Source organism: Niallia sp. 03133, from assembly GCF_052663225.1.
In genome coordinates this window covers 24,971-45,598 of record NZ_JBQTCY010000007.1, presented here as the reverse complement: position 1 = coordinate 45,598, position 20,628 = coordinate 24,971, and the positions used below count along the sequence as shown (strand labels likewise).

At 35.0% G+C, this 20,628-nt stretch carries 21 protein-coding genes and 1 riboswitch; of the genes, 16 read left to right on the top strand and 5 right to left on the bottom strand.

Annotated features, from left to right (window positions below; translation table 11 throughout):
- Positions 1–58: 58 nt before the first annotated feature.
- The 4 genes from ACTYBU_RS11230 to ACTYBU_RS11215 all read left to right on the top strand — a co-directional run bounded on the left by ACTYBU_RS11230 (position 59) and on the right by ACTYBU_RS11215 (position 5,539).
- A complete protein-coding gene (locus ACTYBU_RS11230; RefSeq protein ID WP_445490077.1) occupies positions 59–1,609 on the top strand; it encodes an alpha-amylase family glycosyl hydrolase in 1,551 nt (516 codons plus the stop codon).
- A gap of 363 nt (positions 1,610–1,972) precedes the next feature.
- Positions 1,973–3,022, top strand: a complete 1,050-nt coding sequence (locus tag ACTYBU_RS11225) for an NAD(P)/FAD-dependent oxidoreductase (protein ID WP_445489763.1) — start codon at positions 1,973–1,975, stop codon at positions 3,020–3,022.
- Between the two features lie 709 nt (positions 3,023–3,731).
- Positions 3,732–4,388 (top strand): 5-bromo-4-chloroindolyl phosphate hydrolysis family protein, encoded by a 657-nt coding sequence (locus ACTYBU_RS11220; protein ID WP_445489761.1) that lies wholly within the window; start codon positions 3,732–3,734, stop codon positions 4,386–4,388.
- Positions 4,385–5,539 carry a toxic anion resistance protein gene (locus tag ACTYBU_RS11215; RefSeq protein ID WP_445489760.1) on the top strand — a complete coding sequence of 385 codons (1,155 nt, stop codon included), beginning with the start codon at positions 4,385–4,387 and terminating at the stop codon, positions 5,537–5,539. Before ACTYBU_RS11220 ends, ACTYBU_RS11215 begins: the two co-directional genes overlap by 4 nt.
- A gap of 117 nt (positions 5,540–5,656) precedes the next feature.
- On the opposite strand, the gene ACTYBU_RS11210 is transcribed toward ACTYBU_RS11215, so the two are convergent.
- Positions 5,657–6,166, bottom strand: a complete 510-nt coding sequence (locus ACTYBU_RS11210) for a QueT transporter family protein (protein ID WP_445489758.1) — start codon at positions 6,164–6,166, stop codon at positions 5,657–5,659.
- A gap of 8 nt (positions 6,167–6,174) precedes the next feature.
- Positions 6,175–6,219, bottom strand: a riboswitch (PreQ1 riboswitch).
- Between the two features lie 326 nt (positions 6,220–6,545).
- On the opposite strand from ACTYBU_RS11210, the gene ACTYBU_RS11205 reads away from it, so the two are divergent.
- The 9 genes from ACTYBU_RS11205 (at position 6,546) to ACTYBU_RS11165 (ending at position 15,072) form a co-directional block, all read left to right on the top strand.
- Positions 6,546–7,793 carry a M20/M25/M40 family metallo-hydrolase gene (locus ACTYBU_RS11205; RefSeq protein WP_445489756.1) on the top strand — a complete coding sequence of 416 codons (1,248 nt, stop codon included), beginning with the start codon at positions 6,546–6,548 and terminating at the stop codon, positions 7,791–7,793.
- A gap of 169 nt (positions 7,794–7,962) precedes the next feature.
- On the top strand, positions 7,963–8,190 hold the full coding sequence (locus ACTYBU_RS11200; protein WP_445489755.1) for an ATP-binding protein: 228 nt from the start codon (positions 7,963–7,965) through the stop codon (positions 8,188–8,190).
- A gap of 245 nt (positions 8,191–8,435) precedes the next feature.
- Complete coding sequence (locus tag ACTYBU_RS11195) at positions 8,436–8,606, top strand: zinc ribbon domain-containing protein (RefSeq protein ID WP_445490076.1); 171 nt, start codon at positions 8,436–8,438, stop codon at positions 8,604–8,606.
- Between the two features lie 338 nt (positions 8,607–8,944).
- On the top strand, positions 8,945–9,466 hold the full coding sequence (locus ACTYBU_RS11190) for an acyl-CoA thioesterase (protein ID WP_445489754.1): 522 nt from the start codon (positions 8,945–8,947) through the stop codon (positions 9,464–9,466).
- A gap of 392 nt (positions 9,467–9,858) precedes the next feature.
- Complete coding sequence (locus ACTYBU_RS11185) at positions 9,859–11,058, top strand: branched-chain amino acid ABC transporter substrate-binding protein (protein WP_445489753.1); 1,200 nt, start codon at positions 9,859–9,861, stop codon at positions 11,056–11,058.
- Between the two features lie 241 nt (positions 11,059–11,299).
- Positions 11,300–12,286: a branched-chain amino acid ABC transporter permease gene (locus ACTYBU_RS11180; RefSeq protein WP_445489750.1), complete on the top strand. Its 987-nt coding sequence runs from the start codon at positions 11,300–11,302 to the stop codon at positions 12,284–12,286.
- Positions 12,287–12,295: 9 nt separating this feature from the next.
- Positions 12,296–13,525: a branched-chain amino acid ABC transporter permease gene (locus tag ACTYBU_RS11175; RefSeq protein ID WP_445489748.1), complete on the top strand. Its 1,230-nt coding sequence runs from the start codon at positions 12,296–12,298 to the stop codon at positions 13,523–13,525.
- 40 nt (positions 13,526–13,565) lie between these two features.
- On the top strand, positions 13,566–14,348 hold the full coding sequence (locus ACTYBU_RS11170) for an ABC transporter ATP-binding protein (protein WP_445489746.1): 783 nt from the start codon (positions 13,566–13,568) through the stop codon (positions 14,346–14,348).
- A gap of 13 nt (positions 14,349–14,361) precedes the next feature.
- Positions 14,362–15,072 (top strand): ABC transporter ATP-binding protein, encoded by a 711-nt coding sequence (locus ACTYBU_RS11165; protein WP_445489744.1) that lies wholly within the window; start codon positions 14,362–14,364, stop codon positions 15,070–15,072.
- Between the two features lie 65 nt (positions 15,073–15,137).
- On the opposite strand, the gene ACTYBU_RS11160 is transcribed toward ACTYBU_RS11165, so the two are convergent.
- Positions 15,138–16,199, bottom strand: a complete 1,062-nt coding sequence (locus tag ACTYBU_RS11160) for a lactonase family protein (protein ID WP_445489743.1) — start codon at positions 16,197–16,199, stop codon at positions 15,138–15,140.
- 660 nt (positions 16,200–16,859) lie between these two features.
- Here ACTYBU_RS11160 and ACTYBU_RS11155 point away from each other — a divergent pair.
- Together ACTYBU_RS11155 and ACTYBU_RS11150 are read left to right on the top strand one after the other, a co-directional pair.
- Positions 16,860–17,924, top strand: coding sequence for an ATP-grasp domain-containing protein (locus tag ACTYBU_RS11155; RefSeq protein WP_445489741.1), 1,065 nt, complete (start codon positions 16,860–16,862; stop codon positions 17,922–17,924).
- Between the two features lie 341 nt (positions 17,925–18,265).
- Positions 18,266–18,418 carry a hypothetical protein gene (locus ACTYBU_RS11150; protein WP_445489740.1) on the top strand — a complete coding sequence of 51 codons (153 nt, stop codon included), beginning with the start codon at positions 18,266–18,268 and terminating at the stop codon, positions 18,416–18,418.
- A 320-nt stretch (positions 18,419–18,738) separates the two neighbouring features.
- On the opposite strand, the gene ACTYBU_RS11145 is transcribed toward ACTYBU_RS11150, so the two are convergent.
- The 3 genes from ACTYBU_RS11145 to ACTYBU_RS11135 form a co-directional block, all read right to left on the bottom strand.
- Positions 18,739–18,867, bottom strand: coding sequence for a YfhE family protein (locus tag ACTYBU_RS11145; protein ID WP_445489739.1), 129 nt, complete (start codon positions 18,865–18,867; stop codon positions 18,739–18,741).
- Between the two features lie 82 nt (positions 18,868–18,949).
- Complete coding sequence (locus ACTYBU_RS11140) at positions 18,950–19,084, bottom strand: DUF1731 domain-containing protein (protein WP_445490074.1); 135 nt, start codon at positions 19,082–19,084, stop codon at positions 18,950–18,952.
- A gap of 195 nt (positions 19,085–19,279) precedes the next feature.
- Complete coding sequence (locus ACTYBU_RS11135; RefSeq protein WP_445490072.1) at positions 19,280–19,525, bottom strand: NAD-dependent epimerase/dehydratase family protein; 246 nt, start codon at positions 19,523–19,525, stop codon at positions 19,280–19,282.
- 221 nt (positions 19,526–19,746) lie between these two features.
- Between ACTYBU_RS11135 and recX the strand changes: the two genes are divergently transcribed.
- Positions 19,747–20,550 (top strand): recombination regulator RecX, encoded by an 804-nt coding sequence (recX, locus tag ACTYBU_RS11130; protein WP_445489737.1) that lies wholly within the window; start codon positions 19,747–19,749, stop codon positions 20,548–20,550.
- The last annotated feature ends 78 nt before the right edge of the window (positions 20,551–20,628 follow it).

Sequence of the window (20,628 nt, the reverse complement as noted above, 5' to 3'; positions counted from 1 at the left end):
AAAGCAGTGATGGCTATTATTATAGCTCTGAAGGGGGAGGATCTATATTTTGAAAAGAATGATTCAATTATGGCTTGTCGTTTTGTTTGCTGTGTTTTTAGCGGCAGGGTGTCAAAAAAAAGATGAAACAAAAAAAGAAACGGAGTCTGCTATAAAAGAAGAAACGGGCATAAAGAATGATCAAAATAGGATCTATTATGAGATATTTGTCCGTTCTTTTGCTGATAGCAATGGGGATGGTATTGGTGATATAAATGGTATCACAAGCAAGCTGGATTATTTGGAAGACTTAGGCATTGAAGGGATATGGCTAACGCCTATTATGCCATCTCCAAGCTATCATGGCTATGATGTAACGGATTATAGAGGTATTAATCCAGCATATGGAACATTAGAAGATTTTAAGAAATTGGTGAAAGAAGCACATTCTCGCAACATAAAAGTGCTAATGGATTTAGTTATCAACCACACTTCAATTGATCATCCTTGGTTTCAAAAAGCATTAAAAGGGGATCCTGCCTTTAAAGATTACTATGTTTGGGCAGGCAAAGACTCAAACAAAAATCAGGTAGGTGATTGGGGTCAAAAGGTTTGGCACGAGAAAAATCAGCAGTTATATGAAGGATCTTTTTCAGATTCCATGCCAGATTTAAATTATGATTCCAAATCAGTTCGTTCTGAAATGGAAAATATAGGGGAGTTTTGGCTGGAGAATACAGGAATTGATGGTTTCCGTTTAGATGCAGCAAAATATCTGTACAGCTTTTATCAATCACCAAAAAACAATGAAAAAACGATAGACTTCTGGAAAGAGTTTAATGAAAAAATGCAAAAAATTAAACCGAATGTTTTTTTAGTGGGAGAGGTTTGGGATACCCCTGGTGTCGTTGGTCCATATCTAAAAGGATTAAACTCTGCATTTAATTTCGATTTATCTGAAGTAATGATTAATACAGCAAAACTCGGAGATGATCGGGGAATTGTTTCGAGAGTGAGCAATGTCCGAGATTTTTATCAAAAAAATAATCCGAATTTTATGGATTCTATCTTTCTTACAAATCATGATACCAATCGCCTAATGAGCAGAGTGAACAACGATGTAAATAAAGCAAAAATGGCAGCTGCACTATTGTTGACATTGCCAGGAAATCCATTTATTTATTATGGGGAAGAAATTGGGCTGGAAGGCAATAAGCCTGACGAATATCTTAGAGAGCCTTTTATCTGGAATCAAACGAATGATCCAGCTCAAACGGACTGGATGGAGGAAAAATATAATAATAACAAGCCAGAAATAGCATTATCGGAACAGATGAAAGACAATGATTCATTATTTAATCACTATAAAAATTTAATCCACGCAAGAAAAAACAGCTTGCCGTTAAAATCAGGAGAAATAGCGGAGGCGCCTTATAAAGAAGCTGGTTTGGTTGCATTTAAAAGAGTAGCAGATAAAGAAGAAGTAACGGTGCTTCATAATGTCAGCAGCAAGGAAATAGCAATAAAAAATGTAGAAAAAAAGAACAATATTTATTTTGCAACTTTCAACATTTCTAATGTGAAAAATACCATCACATTGCCTTCATATAGTACCCTCATCTTAAAATAGAAATAGAAACCAGTAAAAAGGATTGTTTTCTTGAAAACAATCCTTTTTGCGCATTATTTATTATAATGACAAAGGTGTTTATTAGGATATTTTTCTACTAGTTGGTTCCAAAAATCAAATTATTTCGAATGAACTACTGGATTATCCCACTCTTAACGGGCAGTAAGACCCCGCCACAAGATGCCGAGAAATCGAGGAAGATAGGCGGGGGATAACTCCCCGTAAAGGTCCGATAAGTGCAAGTATAGATCAGATTAGCTGATGAATCTTACAGGTTCTATTGTATAAAAGAAAAAAACATTGTATATTTAATCTAATTGAAAATGATAATCAATACTATTTATTGCATAGGAGTGAATGGTAATGGAACAGGAAGAATTATATGATGTGACAATAATTGGTGGAGGGCCAGCGGGGCTTTATTCAGCATTTTATAGCGGACTTAGAGAAATGAAAACAAAATTAATAGAATATCAGCCACAATTAGGCGGGAAAATCCATGTATATCCTGAAAAAATGATTTGGGACATTGGGGGGCTTACCCCAATTTCAGGGGAAAAGTTAATTCAGAAGCTTGTGGAGCAAGGATTAACTTTTAACCCTGAAGTGGTGCTAAAGGAGAAAGTAGAAAAGATAACAAGAAATGGTGAGGGGATTTTTGTATTACAAGCTGCTTCAGGTCAGGTGCACTTTTCCAAAACGGTTATTGTTGCAGTCGGAGGTGGGATTTTAAATCCACAAAAGCTCGAAATTGAAGGGGCAGAAAGGTTTGAAGTGTCTAATTTGAATTATACGGTAAAATCTTTAAAATGGTTCAAAGATAAAACAGTCATCATTTCAGGTGGTGGAAATACAGCAATAGATTGGGCGAATGAATTGGAGCCTATTGCTAAAAAAGTATATTTAACATACAGAAAAAGTGCTTTAGCAGGACATGAAGCTCAAGTGACTCAATTAATGAACAGTTCGGCTGAGTGTTTCTGCCATACATCAATCACCAAGTTAATTGCCTGTGAAAATCATGATGTAATTGAATATGTAGAACTAACGAATCACGACACTGGTGAAGTTTCCAATTTGCCAATCGATGAAATCATCATAAATCATGGCTATGAACGGGAAACTTCTTTGCTTCGGAATAGCGAATTGAATATTGATATGGCTGAAAATTATTATATTGCAGGCAACGCTGCCAGCCAATCTTCTGTAGATGGGTTATACGCAGCGGGAGATATTTTACATCATGACGGGAAATTGCATTTAATAGCTGGGGCTTTTCAAGATGCTGCAAACGCAGTAAATAAAGCCAAACAATTTATTCAGCCAGATGCTAATAGATTTGGAATGGTTTCTTCTCATAATGAAGTTTTCAAAAAACGAAATAGAGAATTAGTAAAACAAATGATGAAGTAGAAGAAGGTTCAAAGTAAAAAAGTTTGATCATGGTTTGCTGCCTTATAACCATTATCAAACTTTTTTACTTTTAGTAGATTAATTACCATTCTCCAAAATATATAAATATTCAATCATCCGCGTTGCTAAAACCATTCATTAATAAATTCCAAAGTAATAAGAAAAGGAATACAATAAGCATACAGGCTTAATATTGTTAGTCTAAACTATAACCGAATTATTATTCTTGCTATGATAATTTTTAAGAAAAGAGCATAAAAATAATGAATAACAAGAGGATCATTTGTTTGAATGGTATTAATATTCATGAACGTGAAGCAATTTTTGTAAAAGAATACCTCAAATACGTCTTAAGTCTGATTGTACATTCCATTTTAAGTCCATAGCTATTTCTCGCTATTTTCGCTATTCTAAAAAAGAGAAAAACCATTTATCCCACTCTTAACGGGCAGTAAGCCCCCCGCCTCAAGATGCTGAGAAATCGAGGAAGCTAGGTGGGGGGGAACTTCCCGTAAAGGTCCGAGGAGGTACACAAACTAAAATCGCCACTTCCTGTGGCAACGTTTGTGTGATCCACATCCTGTGGACCTTAAGCCTTCCATCAGTGGGGATAAAGAAAACCCCCACTGATGAAAAGTTCACTTTATTTAACTATAAACTTCTTGTTAATAGATGGTAAAATAAGGAGTATAAGTCAGGAGTCGATGATATGAATCCATTTTCACTTTTTCTTATTCGGTCTGGGATAACGATCCCGGCAGGTGTGCTTACTTGGTTTAGCAGCATTCTCTTTTTGGATCAAACGTTTTTCCCTTCCGTTCTATATGCTATAGTTGTTGGCTCTGCCGCCTATTTCATAACAGATGGTGTGATTAAGCATAGATTTTTAAAGAAGCAGGATTTAACGAGAAAAGAATATAAATATATTAATAAGGAACTAAAAGGCGCAAAAATCAAAATTGCTCGTTTAAATAGAGCGGTATTTGCAGTACGCCATTTTTCTTCTCTTAAACAGAGAATTGATCTTATACGAGTAACGAGAAAAATATATCGTTTAACGAAACAAGAACCAAAACGATTTTATCATGCAGAGAAATTTTATTACTCCCATCTAGATTCTATTGTCGAGATTACAGAGAAATATGCATTATTATCAACACATCCTAAAAAAAATCGTGAACTGCAATTAACTCTCCGTGATACAAGGAATACGTTAGAACAATTGACAAAATCAATTGAAGAAGATCTTCATGAAATTCTTACTGATGATATTGACGATCTACACTTTGAATTGGATGTAGTAAAGCATACTACTTTCAAGAAGAAGGATGATAACTTGTTTGATGAAAGCAGGAACCTGAAATGAGTGAAGAATTAAATATAGCTTCCACAAACAAAAATTTATTTGATGAACTATTTTTCCTGCCCCTGGATGCTGTAGATATAAATGAACAGAAAGAGAAGGCGAAATCCATTCGCCTTCTTGACGTACTTTCAGAAGAGGAGAAAAAAAGAGTAATGGAACTGGCTCAAAATCTTGACCCAGCTAATCATAGAGATATGATTTCATTTGGCGCTAAGGCACAAAAGAATCTACTTTCTTTTTCTCATGCGATGTTGTTGCATGTACAAAAAAAGGATGTTGGAGAAGTTGGCGATATTATTGGGGAACTAATGGGAAAGCTCTACGAAATTAATCCGGATGACTTAAGGATGGAAAAAAAATCGTTTTTTACACGGATTTTTGGAAGAGTTTCACATTCTGTTCAGGAAGTATTATCAAAATATCAAAAAACGGGAGCTCAAATTGATCGAATTAGTGTAAAGTTAGAGCGCAGTAAAAATATTTTATTAGCAGATATTCATTTATTAGAACAATTATATGAAAACAATAAAGAATATTTTTATACACTTAATATTTATATTGCTGCAGCTGAATGGAAGCTGGAAGAATTAACAAATGAAGTCATTCCAAAAATGAAAATAGAAGCTAAATATGATCAAGATGAAATGAAACATCAAGAAGTAGAAGATATGCTGGAGTTTGCAGAACGTTTGGAAAGAAGAATTTATGATTTAAAAATAAGCAGACAAATTACACTCCAAACAGCTCCGCAAATTCGGTTGATTCAAAACACGAATAAAACCGTTATAGACAAAATTCAATCCTCTATTTTAACGACTATTCCATTATGGAGAAATCAAGTAGGCATTGCATTAACACTGCTGCGACAAAGACATGCAGTAGAAACGCAAAAAAAGATGAATATGGCGACAAAAGAAATTATACAAAAAAACGAAAAATTAATAAAAAGCAATACATTGGATAACAGCCATAACAATGATTTAGAAGATATTCATTTATTAAAGCAGACACAGCTGGGCTTAATTTCAATATTAGAAGAAACTCTCTACATGCAGGAGGATGCCCGCAAAAAAAGAATACAAGCAGAACAAGGTTTTGTCTTAATGGAAAATAAATTAAAAACAGCGCTTATGCAGATGAAAAAGGAATGAGGGAGGATAAGGATAACGCCAGTATGGTTGTTGGGCCTTGTCCGCTTTTTTTATAGGCTGTTCGAATCAATCTGCTATCTCCTTATCTCCTGTTAACTCACTTGTTCATCTTTTCTGTTATTTTTGCATGCTTTGTTTTTCTTCTATCAGTTTATTAAAATGCATTCGCTTATTTAGGATATAAAAAACAGGAATTCCAAATGCCATCACAGCAAATTCCCCCACGGCAGTCGTATACCATGTATATAAAAATGGCAGATCAAAAGCTAAATAAAGTTCAAACGCGATGAAAAACATAGTAATCGTAAATACAATGGTGTTTATGATCATTCGATTTATGGTGTTTTTAATATACCGGCCGATAAAAATAGTAACAAACAGAGCTATGAGTGATTGGGCAACACCAAAAATAAGATCATATGCCTTCATTGGTGAAAAGAACAAATTAGCTGAGAATACGCCAACAATAATTCCATACATGTATTTTTTATTAAATACAACGAGATGGTTAAACATTTCCGAAATTCGAAACTGGATATTTGTAAAACCAAAAGGGGCAATGATGCCAGATACAGCAATATAAAGTGCAGCAATCATGCCGTTTACTGCGATTGTTTTTATTTTCATTTTTTTTCTCTCCCTTAGTTTTTTTACGTGGGATGGTCCCGAACCACGACTTCCAATATATAAATCCAAAAAAAATGTTATAGCATCATTCCTATGTAAGTCAATATTTTTTTAGTACAAGAAAAGCGGAGGCGCCCGTTTAACGACGAACGGACTGGAGCGCTTCGAACGAGATAAAGGAAACACGAAGAGCGAAGCGATTCGATGTTGACTTATCGTAAGGAGAAGAGTGAAGTATGAGAGTCGTTGGGAGCAGTAGCTGGATCGAAGAAAAGCGGAGGCGCCCGTTTAGTATATTTTTTTATAGAATTAATGGAAAATTTAGAATACAATAAGGAGGAAACTTAGATTCACGAAATAAAAGAAAGAAGGGATGCATATGACAGAGAAGTTTATCAGCAAAACGATGGAAGAGAGTTTTAGTCAGCTATTAGCAAATCCTCTTGTAAAAAAGGGACTGGATTTTTTGAAAAAAGATGCAGAAAATACGCTAGAGGAACAAATAGAACTCACCTGCATTCCAGCTCCAAGCTTTTTAGAAGAAGAAAGAGGAAATGTTTATAAAGAAAAACTAGCGTTATTAGGACTCTCAAAAATAGAGAAAGACAAGCATGGAAATGTTTTTGGCATTCGATATGGCACAGGAGAAGGTCCGAGATTATTTGTAAGTGCTCATTTAGATACGGTTTTTCCAGAAGGTACGGATATTCTTGTAAGGAAGAAGGAGGGAAAAGTATTTGCCCCAGGAATTTCTGATGACGGAAGAGGTTTGGCAGCTGTCTTATCTGTCGCGAGGGCATTTAATGATACCAATATACAAACAAAAGGAGATATTATTTTTGGAGCTACAGTAGGAGAAGAAGGTTTAGGTGATTTAAGGGGAGTAAAAGGATTCTTTCTTAATCGTAGCGATATTGATGGCTTTATTTCCATTGAACCGGGTAGTCCAGAGAATATTGTCTATCTTGGTACTGGAAGTCATCGGTATCAGATAACATATAAAGGATCTGGAGGGCATAGTTTTGGAGATTTTGGAATTCCAAGTGCCATTCATGCATTAGGAAGAGCTATAAGCAAGATTTCTGATATACAAACACCTGTAGATCCAAAAACAACTTTTACAGTTGGAACAATTAAAGGAGGAACTTCTGTTAATACAATAGCGGAAGAAGCGAGCATGATGCTTGATCTTCGCTCTAATTCTCAAGAAGAACTTCTTCTGTTGGAAAAAAAAGTGCTTCCGCTGTTAAAGCTGGCTGCTGAAGAAGAAAATACACGCTGGAAAAGTGAAAAAACAGCTATTGAAGTAGACATAAAATTAGTGGGAGATAGACCTGCAGGATCACAAAACAGCAATAATGCCATTGTTCAAACGTCATTAACAGCTGCTAGAATGCTAGGATTTAACCCTGAGCTTTCCTCTGCAAGCAGTACAGATTCAAATGTGCCAATAAGTTTAGGGATACCTGCAGTTACTTTAGGCGGCGGAGGTGATTGCGGCGGAATACATACATTAGATGAGTATTTTGATCCGAAAAATGATTATTTAGGACCGCAAAATTTATTTTTAACGATATTAGGACTTGTTGGTGTAAAAGGTGAAACGGAAGCATTGTTAACCAAATAAAGTAAACATCCCCCACTGATGGTTAGTTGCACTTATCGAACCTTTACGGGCGAGTTTCAACACCTATCTTCCTCGATTTCTCGGCATCTTGAGGCGGGGGTCTTACTGCCCGTTAAGAGTGGGATAAATCAGTTTCGAAGTGAAGAGTTAGATTCTTCACTTCTTTTTTATGGAAAAAATAAATGAAACGGTAGAAAACAGTTGTTTAAAGCGCTGTGTTCGCCTTCAGCAAATTATCGTTAATAGTCTACATGCGATTAAAGATCGAAAACAAGGGGAATTAATCATCCGATTAAAGTATGATGGAAAAAATGCCTTTATTGCAGTGGAGGATAATGGATATGGAATTTTGCAAGAAGAGCAGAACAATATTTTCGAAAAAATAAAAAAGATATAGAGAGAGAATTAGGATTGGGCTTGCCTTATAGTATGCTGTTAGCAAATGCACAAGGAGGATATTTATCTTTACAGATTTTTCGAACGGGTAATCCCACCCCCTTTAGGGGTGGGATGAAAGTGAGATCAGATACGGAGTGCCACGAAAACCGAAGGTTAGTGGTACTCTAAGTATCTGAAAATAGAGAATAGACAAGGTGACTTCTCTTGTTTTTTATTTTCAAAATTATATAATAATAGAAACAAATTTGTTATAAATGTGCATATAAAAACAAATCGGTAAAAAATTTAGCTTTGCGAGAATGGAAGTGTCCGAAGTGTAAAGAAATACACGACCGGGACCATAATGCGGCTAAAAATATCTTGGCCGAAGGGTCGAGAATACTTTCTGAAATGAACCAAACTCAAGTAGCGTAAATGTCATTTCTAACCGTGGGGCACACGGGGTTAGCCTAAGGAGAATCGCTAGAGAATAGATTCTCTTTGCAGACCGAAGGTTTGTAGGACATAGGAAAACTCATAGCAGATAGAATGTGTGAAAGAAAACTCTATCTAACGAGCTTTGGGATAAAGAATCCCACTGCTTCAGCTGTGGGAGTAGTCAAAAAAATCAGATGGTTCCTCTACAATATTTTTATTGAAAGTATCTCTATGTGCCAAATAGTAAAAAGTATAAGGAAGCAGTCTATTTTATTATTTCCTTAACGAGTATACAAAAAAATAAAAAATGATGCTTTTTAAGGGGTGTTGAGTTAATGGATGTACGCAAAGAAAAATTTTGCAAAGAATCTCTAGTGGTGAAAACGAGCCGAATCTTCCCAATTGATACAAATAATCATAATTCTTTATTTGGAGGAAAGCTGATGAGCTACATTGATGATGTAGCATCCATTTCGGCTTCCAGGCATTCAAGAAGTGATGTTGTAACAGCTTCTACTGATTCTGTGGATTTTCTAATTCCAATTAAACCAACAGATTCTGTTTGCCTTCAATCGTACGTTTCTCATACGGGCAGGTCGTCAATGGAAGTGTTTGTAAAAGTAATTGCAGAAAATTTAAAAACAGGCGAACGAAAATTAGCAGCTACATCCTTTTTAACGTTTGTAGCACTAAATGAAAATGGAAAACCTACCCAAATTCCAAAAGTCGTTCCACAATCGCCTGAAGAATTAATGCTCTATAATACTGCTGAACAGAGAGTGAAAATCAGAAAAGACAGAAGAGAACATAGCAAAGCTTTTGCAAGTGTTGTAAATACAGATATACCTTGGATGTAAAAATAGAATAATAGAATAGATATGGAAAAAGCAACTGCAGAATAACGAGGTCATGCATCCACAAAATGGTGGATATGGCCTTTTTTTATGTCGTAACTAGTTACATTTTACTAAAAAATGTGTAAACACATGTTTAATATATATAGTAAATGTCGAATTTTAGGTATATTTTCTATCAAAACTTTCGTAAACCGAAGTTAAATGTCGGAATTTGCACACTTTTTCGAAAATATATTGTTAGAAAATCTAACAAAAACAAAGACACTTGTCTGATACAGGATTATAATCCAAACAAGGAAGTGCTTTTTTGGGATAATATTCCTAAGGATAGTTTGGGATTTTATCTAGCATTTTCCTAAAGAAAGAGAAAAAGAAAAATTAGGGGGCTAATTATGATTTCGAAAAAAGTACTATCGCTAGCGATGACAGCCACTTTAGCACTCGGCTTCATGAGTGGGTGTGCTTCATCCAATAATACGGACAAAGATAGCGGTTCTGACGGAAAAAAAGTCATTAAAATCGCTACACAATCTCCATTATCGGGTGGAAGTGCGACTCTAGGTGAAGCAATTAAATTAGGAGCTCAATTAGCGATTGATGAGCAAAAAGATAAGTTTGCTAAGTTAGGGTTTGAACTTAAGTTGGATGCACAGGACGATCAAGGGGATCCGAAAAAAGGGGTAGCAAATGCAAATATACTTGGTGCTGATCAATCCGTTTTAGGAGTAGTTGGCCACTTAAATTCAGGAGTTTCCATTCCTGCTTCTGAAGTATATGAAAAATATAAAATTGTCAGCGTATCACCAGCAAGTACAGCAACTGATTTTACTGATCGCAACCTTAAATCAGTAAGCCGTGTTGTTGCCCGTGATGATTTCCAAGGTCCAGCTGGTGCAAAATATGCTGTTGAAACATTAAAAGCGAAAAAGATCTTCGTTATCCAAGATAAAACTGCCTACGGTTCTGGATTAGCAGATGCATTCAAAGGCGCTGCAGAAAAAATGGGAGCTGAGATTGTTGGATTTGAAGGCATCACTGTTGGAGAAAAAGATTTTAATGGTGTCCTAAACCAAGTATCATCTAAAAAGCCGGATTTAATTTACTTTGGCGGTTTATATGCTGAAGGCGGACTTTTAGTAAAACAAGCACGTGATAAAGGTATTGATGTTCCATTTATGGGCGGAGATGGTTTGGATTCTTCAACATTTGTTGAAATTGCCGGCGATGCAGTGAAAAATACATTCTTAACATCCGTTGCAGGTGATACTACTAAAACAGAAGAAGGCAAGAAGTTCTCTGATGATTATAAAGCGAAATTCAACAAACCGATTGAATCTTACTCTGCATATGCTTATGACAGTGCTGGTGTATTATTAGCTGGTATTGAACAAGCGATTAAAGACAACGGCGGCAAAATGCCGACTCGTGAAAAAGTAATGGAAGCAGTTCGTGGTACGAAGGATTACAAAGGGGTAGTAACACAAGTTGGTTTTGACGGTAAAGGCGATAACACATATGCAAAAATCTTTATCTATAAATTTGATGAAGCGAAATATCCGGCTACATTAGATGGAGAAATTAATAAAGAATAATTAAATAAGAAGGGTATGGATATTCCCCGTACCCTTCTTCAATTTTTAAACAGGGGTAATAAAATATAGAAATTAGAGAATTAAATATATATGTAGAGTAATAGTTAGGAATCATTCAAAAGTATAAAAAAGGATCTGACCAAAAATTAAACTGAAGATTGCTTTAATCACCTTAAAAATGAAAAAAACTTTTTAAAAGTTAAATAGATTAAAATTTAAAAACAAAAGTGTGGGGAAGATAATGCTGACAGAAATACTACAAACATTACCGCAAGTATTGATTGATGGATTAACTCTTGGAGCTGTTTATGCTGTTATAGCACTGGGATATACGATGGTATATGGGATTTTGGAGTTAATAAACTTTGCTCATGGAGAAATCTTCATGACAGGTGCATTTATAGGAACGGCTGTATTAATTATTTTGACAAGCCTTGGCTGGACATCGATGCTGCCAGCAGTATTTTCATTAATCATTATGCTTGTGATATCCAGTTTAATCACAGGACTAATGGGAATGGGGATTGAACGTGTAGCGTATCGGCCATTAAGAAAAGCGCCGAAACTCATTGCACTTATTTCTGCTATTGGGATTTCTTTCTTACTGCAGGATATTGTCCGTTTTATTACAGAGTTATATAAAGGCAATTACATTTTAACTTCTCCGAGTTTTTTTAAAGGACAAATAAAAGTTCCGCTAGATTCTATTATTTCTGGTATTCATAATCCAAGTTTTAAAAGTTCTTTTTTAGTCGTTATTATCGTTGCCATCATATTAATGGTTGCTCTGGATTTATTTGTTAATAGAACGAAATGGGGGATGGCGATGAGAGCCGTTGCTCAAGACAGAGACACTGCATCCTTGATGTCTATTAACGTAAACAAAGTGATTTCTGTAACATTTTTTGTTGGATCAGCTCTTGGCGGTGCAACAGGAGTCCTTTTTGCCATTCAGTATGGAACGATTGATCCCTATATTGGTTTTATTCTAGGCTTAAAAGCATTTACGGCTGCAGTTCTAGGAGGAATTGGAAATATTCGTGGAGCTATGGTTGGCGGATTGATTATTGGTCTAGTAGAAATGTTTACAGCTGCGAATCTTTCTGTTATCACTGGTGGACTTTTAGGAGCTGAATATAAAGATGTTGTTGCTTTTGCTATTTTAATTATTGTCCTAATCTTTAAACCAGAAGGCTTATTTGGGAAAGCCGTAGCAGAGAAAGTGTAGGTGGGAACAATGGCAAACTTAATGAATACACTACAAAACAATAAAATGGCACAAGCAATACTATTTTTTGTATACGTCTTAGTAACAAGTGCTAGTTTATATCTTGCACAACAATCAGTAGTGGCATTTTTACTACTATTATTCTCCCTCTTAATTTTGTACTTCTTAAAGTTAGGAAATAAAATAAAATGGGCGTTGGGAATTATTATTTTAGGATTTGTTCTTCCTTTTTCGGCCAGCCACGGTCCTGCCTATCAGTCTTATATGGAAGTTGCCACAATGGTGGGGATTTATGTATGCATGGCGCTGGGCTTAAATATTGTGGTTGGTTTGGCTGGATTGCTTGATTTAGGGTTTGTCGCGTTTTTTGCAGTAGGTGCTTATACATATGGTATTTTTGCAACGGCGCAAGCTTCTAATTTTATGCCTTTTGGACACTATCCATTATCAGGCAACAGTTTTTGGATCTTTATCATTATCGGTCTTTTTGTGGCTGCATTATTTGGTGTTTTGCTGGGAATTCCAGTTCTGCGCGTTAAAGGAGACTATTTGGCCATTGTTACTCTAGGTTTTGGGGAAATTATTCGAATTGTATTTAATAATTTAGATAAACCGGTCAATATTACAAACGGAGCAATGGGACTTGCAAGCATTAGTCCTCCAGAAATATTTGGCATTCAATTAATATTCCCAAATCAATTTTATTACGTCGTATTAGTCGTATTTGTCATTGTGATTTATACCGTAACAAAACTAGAACATACAAAATTGGGCCGTTCCTGGAAAGCGGTAAGAGAAAATGAAATTGCGGCACAAGCAATGGGGATCCCACTTGTAAAAACAAAATTAACCGCATTTGCAATTGGTGCTTCTTTCTCAGGGATGATGGGTGTTGTATTTGCTGCAAAACAAACATTTATCGATCCTACAAGTTTTACGTATTTAGAATCTACTACTATATTAGTTATGGTAATTCTGGGAGGAATGGGAAGCGTTCCTGGAGTTATTTTAGGTGCTTCGGTTATTACCATCCTTAATCTACAAGTATTAGCGGAAATTACTTCGTGGCTAAGTACAGTAACGGCTATTCCTGATGCCTTATCTCCGGCAAAAATGCAAAGGTTTATTTTTGGAGCATTATTGATTGTTATGACATTATATCGACCACAAGGTTTGATTCCGGTGAAAAATATTAAATTTAATGCAAAGAAATTAAAACAGGGAATTGGTCCGAAATAAAAACTCTGTAATGGATTAAATGCATAAGGAGGAGCATCAAGTGAATATACTCGAAGTTAAAGGATTAACAAAAACTTTTGGCGGCCTTGTCGCAAATTCAAATATTGATATGTATGTGGAGAAAAATTCGATAACGGCAGTAATTGGACCAAACGGAGCAGGAAAAACAACCTTTTTTAATATGATTACAGGTGTATATAAACCAACATCTGGAGAAATTCTTTTAGAGGGAAGATCGATAGCAGGCTTAAAACCGCATATTGTTGCAAAACAAGGCATTTCCCGAACCTTTCAAAATATCCGCTTATTTGATGAAATAACGGTTTTAGAAAATGTATTAGTTGGAATGCATAATCATATCAAAGGGAATATTTTAGGAACCCTGCTTCAGCTTCCTAAATCAAGACATGAGGAAGAAGAAGCGAAAAAAGAAGCGTATCGCTTATTGGAATATGTAGGACTTGCCGACTTATTAAATGAAGCTGCCGGAAATTTATCGTATGGTGCTCAAAGAAGATTAGAAATCGCCCGTGCCTTAGCAACAAAGCCTAGTATTTTATTGTTGGATGAGCCTGCTGCTGGTATGAACCCAAAAGAAACCAGTTTATTAACAGACTTAATACAAGATATGTGTGAAAAACTGGATTTAACCATTATATTAATTGAACATGATATGAAGCTGGTAATGGAAATTTCGAATCATATTATTGTACTAGATCATGGAGAGAAGATTGCAGAAGGCGGACCGGAAGACATTCGCTCCAATCCAAAAGTAATAGAAGCATATTTAGGCAAAGGTGCAAGCGCAGCTGCGCTTGCTTAAAGGGGGGAGCAGCATGGAGAAAATACTGGAAGTTAATCGTATCGAGGCATCCTACGGTGGAATTCAAGCCTTAAAGGGAATCAGCCTGCATGTGGATAAAGGAGAAATTGTTACCCTTATAGGGAGCAATGGAGCAGGTAAATCAACGACTTTAAAGACAATTAGTGGACAGGTTCCCATCAAAAAAGGATCTATTTTTTATAAAGGAAATGACATTACCAATATAGCTGCACATAAAACAGCTGTATTAGGGGTTTCGCAGGTGCCAGAGGGAAGAAGGATTTTTCCAAAATTAACGGTGCGGGAAAACCTATTAATAGGTGCCTTTGCTGTAAAAGATAAACAATTGATTGAAACTAGAATGAAAAAAGTATTTGAGTATTTTCCTAGATTAAAAGAACGGGTGGAACAAAAAGGCGGAACGATGAGCGGCGGGGAACAGCAAATGCTTGCGATTGGACGAGCTATTATGATGCAGCCGGAAGTATTAATGCTGGATGAACCTTCCATGGGATTGGCGCCTATTATTGTGGAACAAATATTTGAGATAATTAAAGAGCTGAATAAAGAGGACATGACGATTCTATTAGTAGAGCAAAATGCTTTCCAAGCACTGCAAATTGCCGACAGGGGATATGTTATTCAGACAGGTCAAATTGTATTAGAAGGATCAGGCGAGGAATTAATAACAAATAAACAGGTACAAGAAGCATATTTGGCGTAACTGAAAGAAGCTGACTCGTTTTGAAGTCAGCTTCTTTCCTACATAAAATGAATCGATCAGTAGTATTAATAATGAAGAAATTTAACACAAACCGGTTCAGGTGCTTCAATTTCAGATTGAAGCAAAGTTAGTTTGCCGGTTGTTTGATCTCTTTCAAATAATGCTAATGTATTTGATTGTTCATTTGATGCAATAAGAAATTGCTCTGTTGGATCAAATGCAAAGTCACGTGGCCAATCTCCCTCTGTGGATGTATGATCTACAAACACAAGTTGTCCAGTTTCCTTGTTAATACTAAATATGGAAATAGTGTGGTGGCCTCGATTTGCTGCATAAACAAATTTACCATCAGAAGAAACATGAATCGCACTGCCTTGATTATTTTCTGAAAAATCGATAGGAATGGTAGAAATATACTGCAGCTGTTCAAAACTTCCTGTTTCTGAATCATATTCCAAGGCAATAACTTCGGAGCTTAATTCTGTCATGACATAAGCGAATTTACCGTTGGGATGAAAAGCAATATGTCTTGGCCCACATCCAGGTTTTACAGATAAGCTGCTTACTTCTTTTAATTCGCCATCAACTAGCTCGTATGTATCTACTTTATCGATTCCTAAATCAACAGATACAATATATTTTTCGTCAGGAGTAAATCCAACATAATGCATATGTGGTTTTTCTTGACGTGATTTATTAGGCCCAGTGCCAGTGTGCTCAATAACAGAAGAAACTGGATTTAAGGAACCGCTTTCTTTATTAATAGGATATACTTCAGCTGTACCTTTATGGTAGTTGCCAGACAATACTGTATTATTGTTTTGATCAACGCTCACATGACATGGAGAAGCTCCTTCTGTAAATTGGCTATTAAGAAACTGAAGTTTGCTGGATGAAGAGTCGATTGAATAAGCAGCAACACCGCCTAGAGCTCCATCTTTACCAACTGCATAAAGGTATTTATTATCTTTGCTTATCGTTAAATAGGTAGGATTATCAATTTCAGCTACTAAATTGATATTTACAATTTTCTTCTTTTCAGTATCTAGTGAAAAGGAATATATTCCTTTACTGCTTGATTTAGTATATGTACCAATATAGCCAGTAAATGTTTTTGATTTTGTCATGTACAATTCTCCTTTAAACATAATTTAGTTCATTATAACAAAATATTTGAACATTTAAAAAATACAAGCTTGAAATAGGGATAAATAGTTTCATTTGTTCTCTTTAATCCATAGACGCCATATAAAACAAAGTATGTAGTTAGTTGCATTCTTTTTTTGAAATGGCTGTTTTCGGATAGATTGTTGCTTATAAACTCGCAGCCTGCATACACTTCGTCCGTTTAGCGAGCGTCGAGACTCCTCGTCGCATAACCCAACCCCCTGCATAAAAGTCTCGACTTTCTCGCATTCCCACAGGAGTCTACGTGTATGTAGGCTACTAAGTACTCTTATCCCATTTTTTTAGATAAAAAACAACAAACTGGGGAAAACAGCATTTGAAATAAGACATTTAAATAATGCTAAAGTATAGTGAAAGCTTAGTTCTTGTTTTCCCTCTCCTGTTAAAAAGTAAACAAATTGACTAGTTTGAGGTTTTTATAAAATAATAACATCCTCTGGAGAAAAATAGAGGATTTCGACGTTATTTGTCGAATATAAGAGGTAATTTAAGATAATTAGTGATTTTGGCGAATAAAGAAAAAATAAACGGAGCATACTATTTATTTGCGGATTTCAAAAAAGAATTCAATCCGTCAGTATGGCTGAAAGGATAGGGAAATGAAGAAGAGAATTTGGTTTAATCAATGGTTCACAACAGTAGCGCATTTTATTGATATGATCCGATACAATTCAGATGGTATGGAATTTGAAGTATATGGAACCTCGACAAATGAGGATGCATTGTATCTAAGTTATTGTGATGCAGCATTTAAGGAGCCAGCTGTCTCCGGAGAAGAATATATCCTATTTTGTCTAGAGTTTTGCCAAAAGCATTCTATAGATATTTTTGTTCCTAGAAAAGAAAATGTATTAATTTCTAGACATTTAACTAAATTTCATGAATTAGGTGTTAAGGTTTTAGTATGTCCCAGTCCAACTTTAATGGAAATTTTAGATGATAAAGAACAAACATATCGCTTCGTTCAAAATCATCCTATTTTAAATAAATATGTTAGCATTCCAGATTATTTTATCGTATCCAATGCAGAAGAATTTAAAAATGCTTATGGACTATTAAAAGAAAGAGGACATAAGGTTTGTTTCAAACCAGTAGTTGGTGAGGGGGGAAATGGATTTCGTGTTGTGCATGATAAAGTAGATTCGATTCGAGAATTGTTTTATCAAGGGATATCTTCAAAAATTTCTTTTGAACATGCTCTTTCTATTCTACAGCAGCAAGATACGTTCCCGGCATTAATGGTTTCAGAGTACTTGGATGGATATGAATATAGTATTGATTGTTTAGCGTATGATGGAGTATTAATGGCTGCAATTCCAAGAAAAAAAGGAAAGGGACGAATTAGAGAATTAGAAGATAATCAAGATTTAATCTCTATAGCAGCTGAAATTAATGAAGCTTTAAAGATTTCATTTGCATATAATATTCAAGTTAAGTACAAAAACGGTGTACCCAAGTTATTAGAAATAAATCCAAGAATGTCTGGTGGTCTTCACTACAGTTGCTTAGCAGGAATTAATATTCCTTATCGTGCAGTAAAATTATTAGTGCAAGGAAAAGAAGCTGTGGAAACTTTTCAACCACATTTTGGAATTAGATCGAGCTATATAGAAAAAGAAGTTATTTTAAAAAGTCATACTTTCGATTCAAAAGTGCTGCGATAAGTGATCGAAAACGTTTGCCTGCCCAAAACTGCCATATTAGCGGCAGTTTTTTTGCTATTACAAAAATTTTTAAATTATATCGCTTTTTGAGATTATAACAAATAACAATATATAAAAGGGGATGTTTCTTTACTTGCCAGATTCCAGCAGCTGCCATAATTCGTTTTCGCATTTCAAAAGCCGACATCATTATCCTAGGTTGAAACGTTCTTTATAAGGAACTTAAAGTATTGACATAACGAACATTAGAGGTATATGATTATAGAAGATATAGGTAAGAAGATTTTTTTGTACTTTCGTGTTCTTTATTAAGAACTAATAACGATAAAAGGAGGGATATCATGGGGGCATTTGCAGTAGCTTTAAAAAGAAGATGGTATGAAAGACAAGTTAAAAAATATTTAAAGAAAGCAAACAAAGCAGGGTGGGGATTAGATAGGAATTTATATTTTCAAAAATATTGCTACTATCTTCAAAAAGTACAAGAAGAGTAACTAAAAGTAAAATCAGTGAAATTTTAATCGTAGATTACCATACCACTATTTTTTTACTGAACCAGATAACGTATACACCTTTATCTTATTAGTTATAAGATATGATGCTGTGGAAAAGTAGGTTGCTTTATACACTTTTTATTCACATAATAACCTTTGGTTTATAAGTATTCCACAGGTTTACACACATTATCCACAGAAAAACTGCGGGGGAATATGCGGGTTTGTGGATAACGTTTACTATCAAAGGAAGCGTTTACTTAAACTTGTGGATAAGATTTTTTATGGGAATAAAAAGCTAAAGCAAACCTAACTATTTGTTATTTCGAATTGTTTTGTCTTGCCGCAGCCCTATCTGCTTTTTTAAATTCATGATTATATGTTACTTCCTGCATACTGGATAAAGTATGTTTTGACTTTTGCTGCTTCTTTTTTTCCACTGATATCATCCTTTCTTTTTTACTCACTTTATATTTGCAAACTGGGTGCTGTTTAGTTTATTATAGTTTCTCCTATTAATGAAAAAAATACTCAATAAAGATCGGCAATAGCATCTTTTATGGAACAGAATTTAAAAGAGTAACCATGATTAAGTAAGATCGTTGGTGAAACATTTTGACCTTCTGTGATTAAAATGTTCATCTCTCCTAATAGTGTTTTTAACATAATAGCAGGAATTGGCAAGAAATGAGGTCGATGTAGATGTTTACTAATTATTAAACGGTTGATGCAAGAAAGTCACTTGCAGGATGATTCTTTTCCATGAAAACTTTTTTCAGAAGTGCCATATATGCCAATAGCGCTAGCGTTCAGCAAGAGTTTAGGTGCAATAGGCAGCTGTTTTATTAATTTGGTTGTGGCTTATAGGCGGCTGTTTACTAATTGTTCTTTGATTTTTTTTGTCCATCTTCCGCTGTTCAGTGATTTGCCTGCTAAATTAATTACTATATCGATAGTAGTTCTTTGCAAATATTGCTCCGGTTGGTTACCTTCATTAAGCCACTGAATAAAATGTAAATTCTCCATATTTTTTTGTGTACCTGATCTTGTTAAACAATAGACGGTATGACCACTTTCAAATAAAGTATTTATTAGTGCTTGGCCAATTAAGCCAGTTCCTCAGCAAGTAGAAAATTCATTATATTCCCCTTTATATGACATTATTTTGAATATCGGGTAAAAGGCAATGAAGTTCTCTTTTATGATAAATGAAAAAAATTTTTTTATATATTGTATGATACATGTATAGTAGCTAAGAAAAAATGAATAAGGTATATATTTTGTATATTCCCGATAAGTACATAAAAAATCATTTGGGAGGATCTAAATTGATTATTTCTAAAATTTCCAGACAAAAACAGATTGCGGATCGATACAATATTTTTACGGTGAAACACGGACGAGAAGAATTCGCCTTTAGTGTAGATGAAGCAATATTAGTTAAATATCAGCTCCAAAAGGGATTAGAGTTAGATTCTTTATTGTTAAGCGAAATCCAATTTAATGATGAAATAAGAAAAGGATATCACCTTGCCGTAAAATATTTAGCAAAAGTAAAACGAACAGAGGCTGAGGTTGGAAGCTACTTAAAAACGAAAATAGAGGGAGAATTTATTATTTCGGAGGTTATTGCAAAACTGATGGAAATGAAATTTCTCGATGACGAAGATTATGCATTTTCCTATGTAAGAACTCAAAAAAATACAACTGATAAGGGTCCGCAAGTTATCAAAAGAGAATTAAAAGAAAAGGGCATTGCACCACAATTCATTCAAGCTGCCATAAATCAATTATCATATGGCGATCAAGTAGCATCAGCTGAAAAAATAGCCCAAAAGGTAATTGGAAGCAACAAAAAAGAGTCTAATCGAATGCTTCTTCAAAAGCTAGAGCAGACATTAATAAGAAAAGGGCATAGTTCTGATATTATTCAAGAAATAAAAAATAATCCTGATCTTATGGATGAAACAGGTGATGAGATGGAGATGCTGCGTATACAAGGTGAAAAAGCACAGAGGAAATATTCAAAGTATACCGACTATGAATTCAAACAAAAAATGAAACAATATTTATATAGAAAAGGGTTTGCGATCGAGCAGATTGAGATATATTTGGACGAGTTATCAGAATGATTTCCTGTAGATAGGCTTAATGATTGCTGTAAAAGATATTTTTCTTATAAAATAAAGTAAACTAATCTTCAGTTGGGG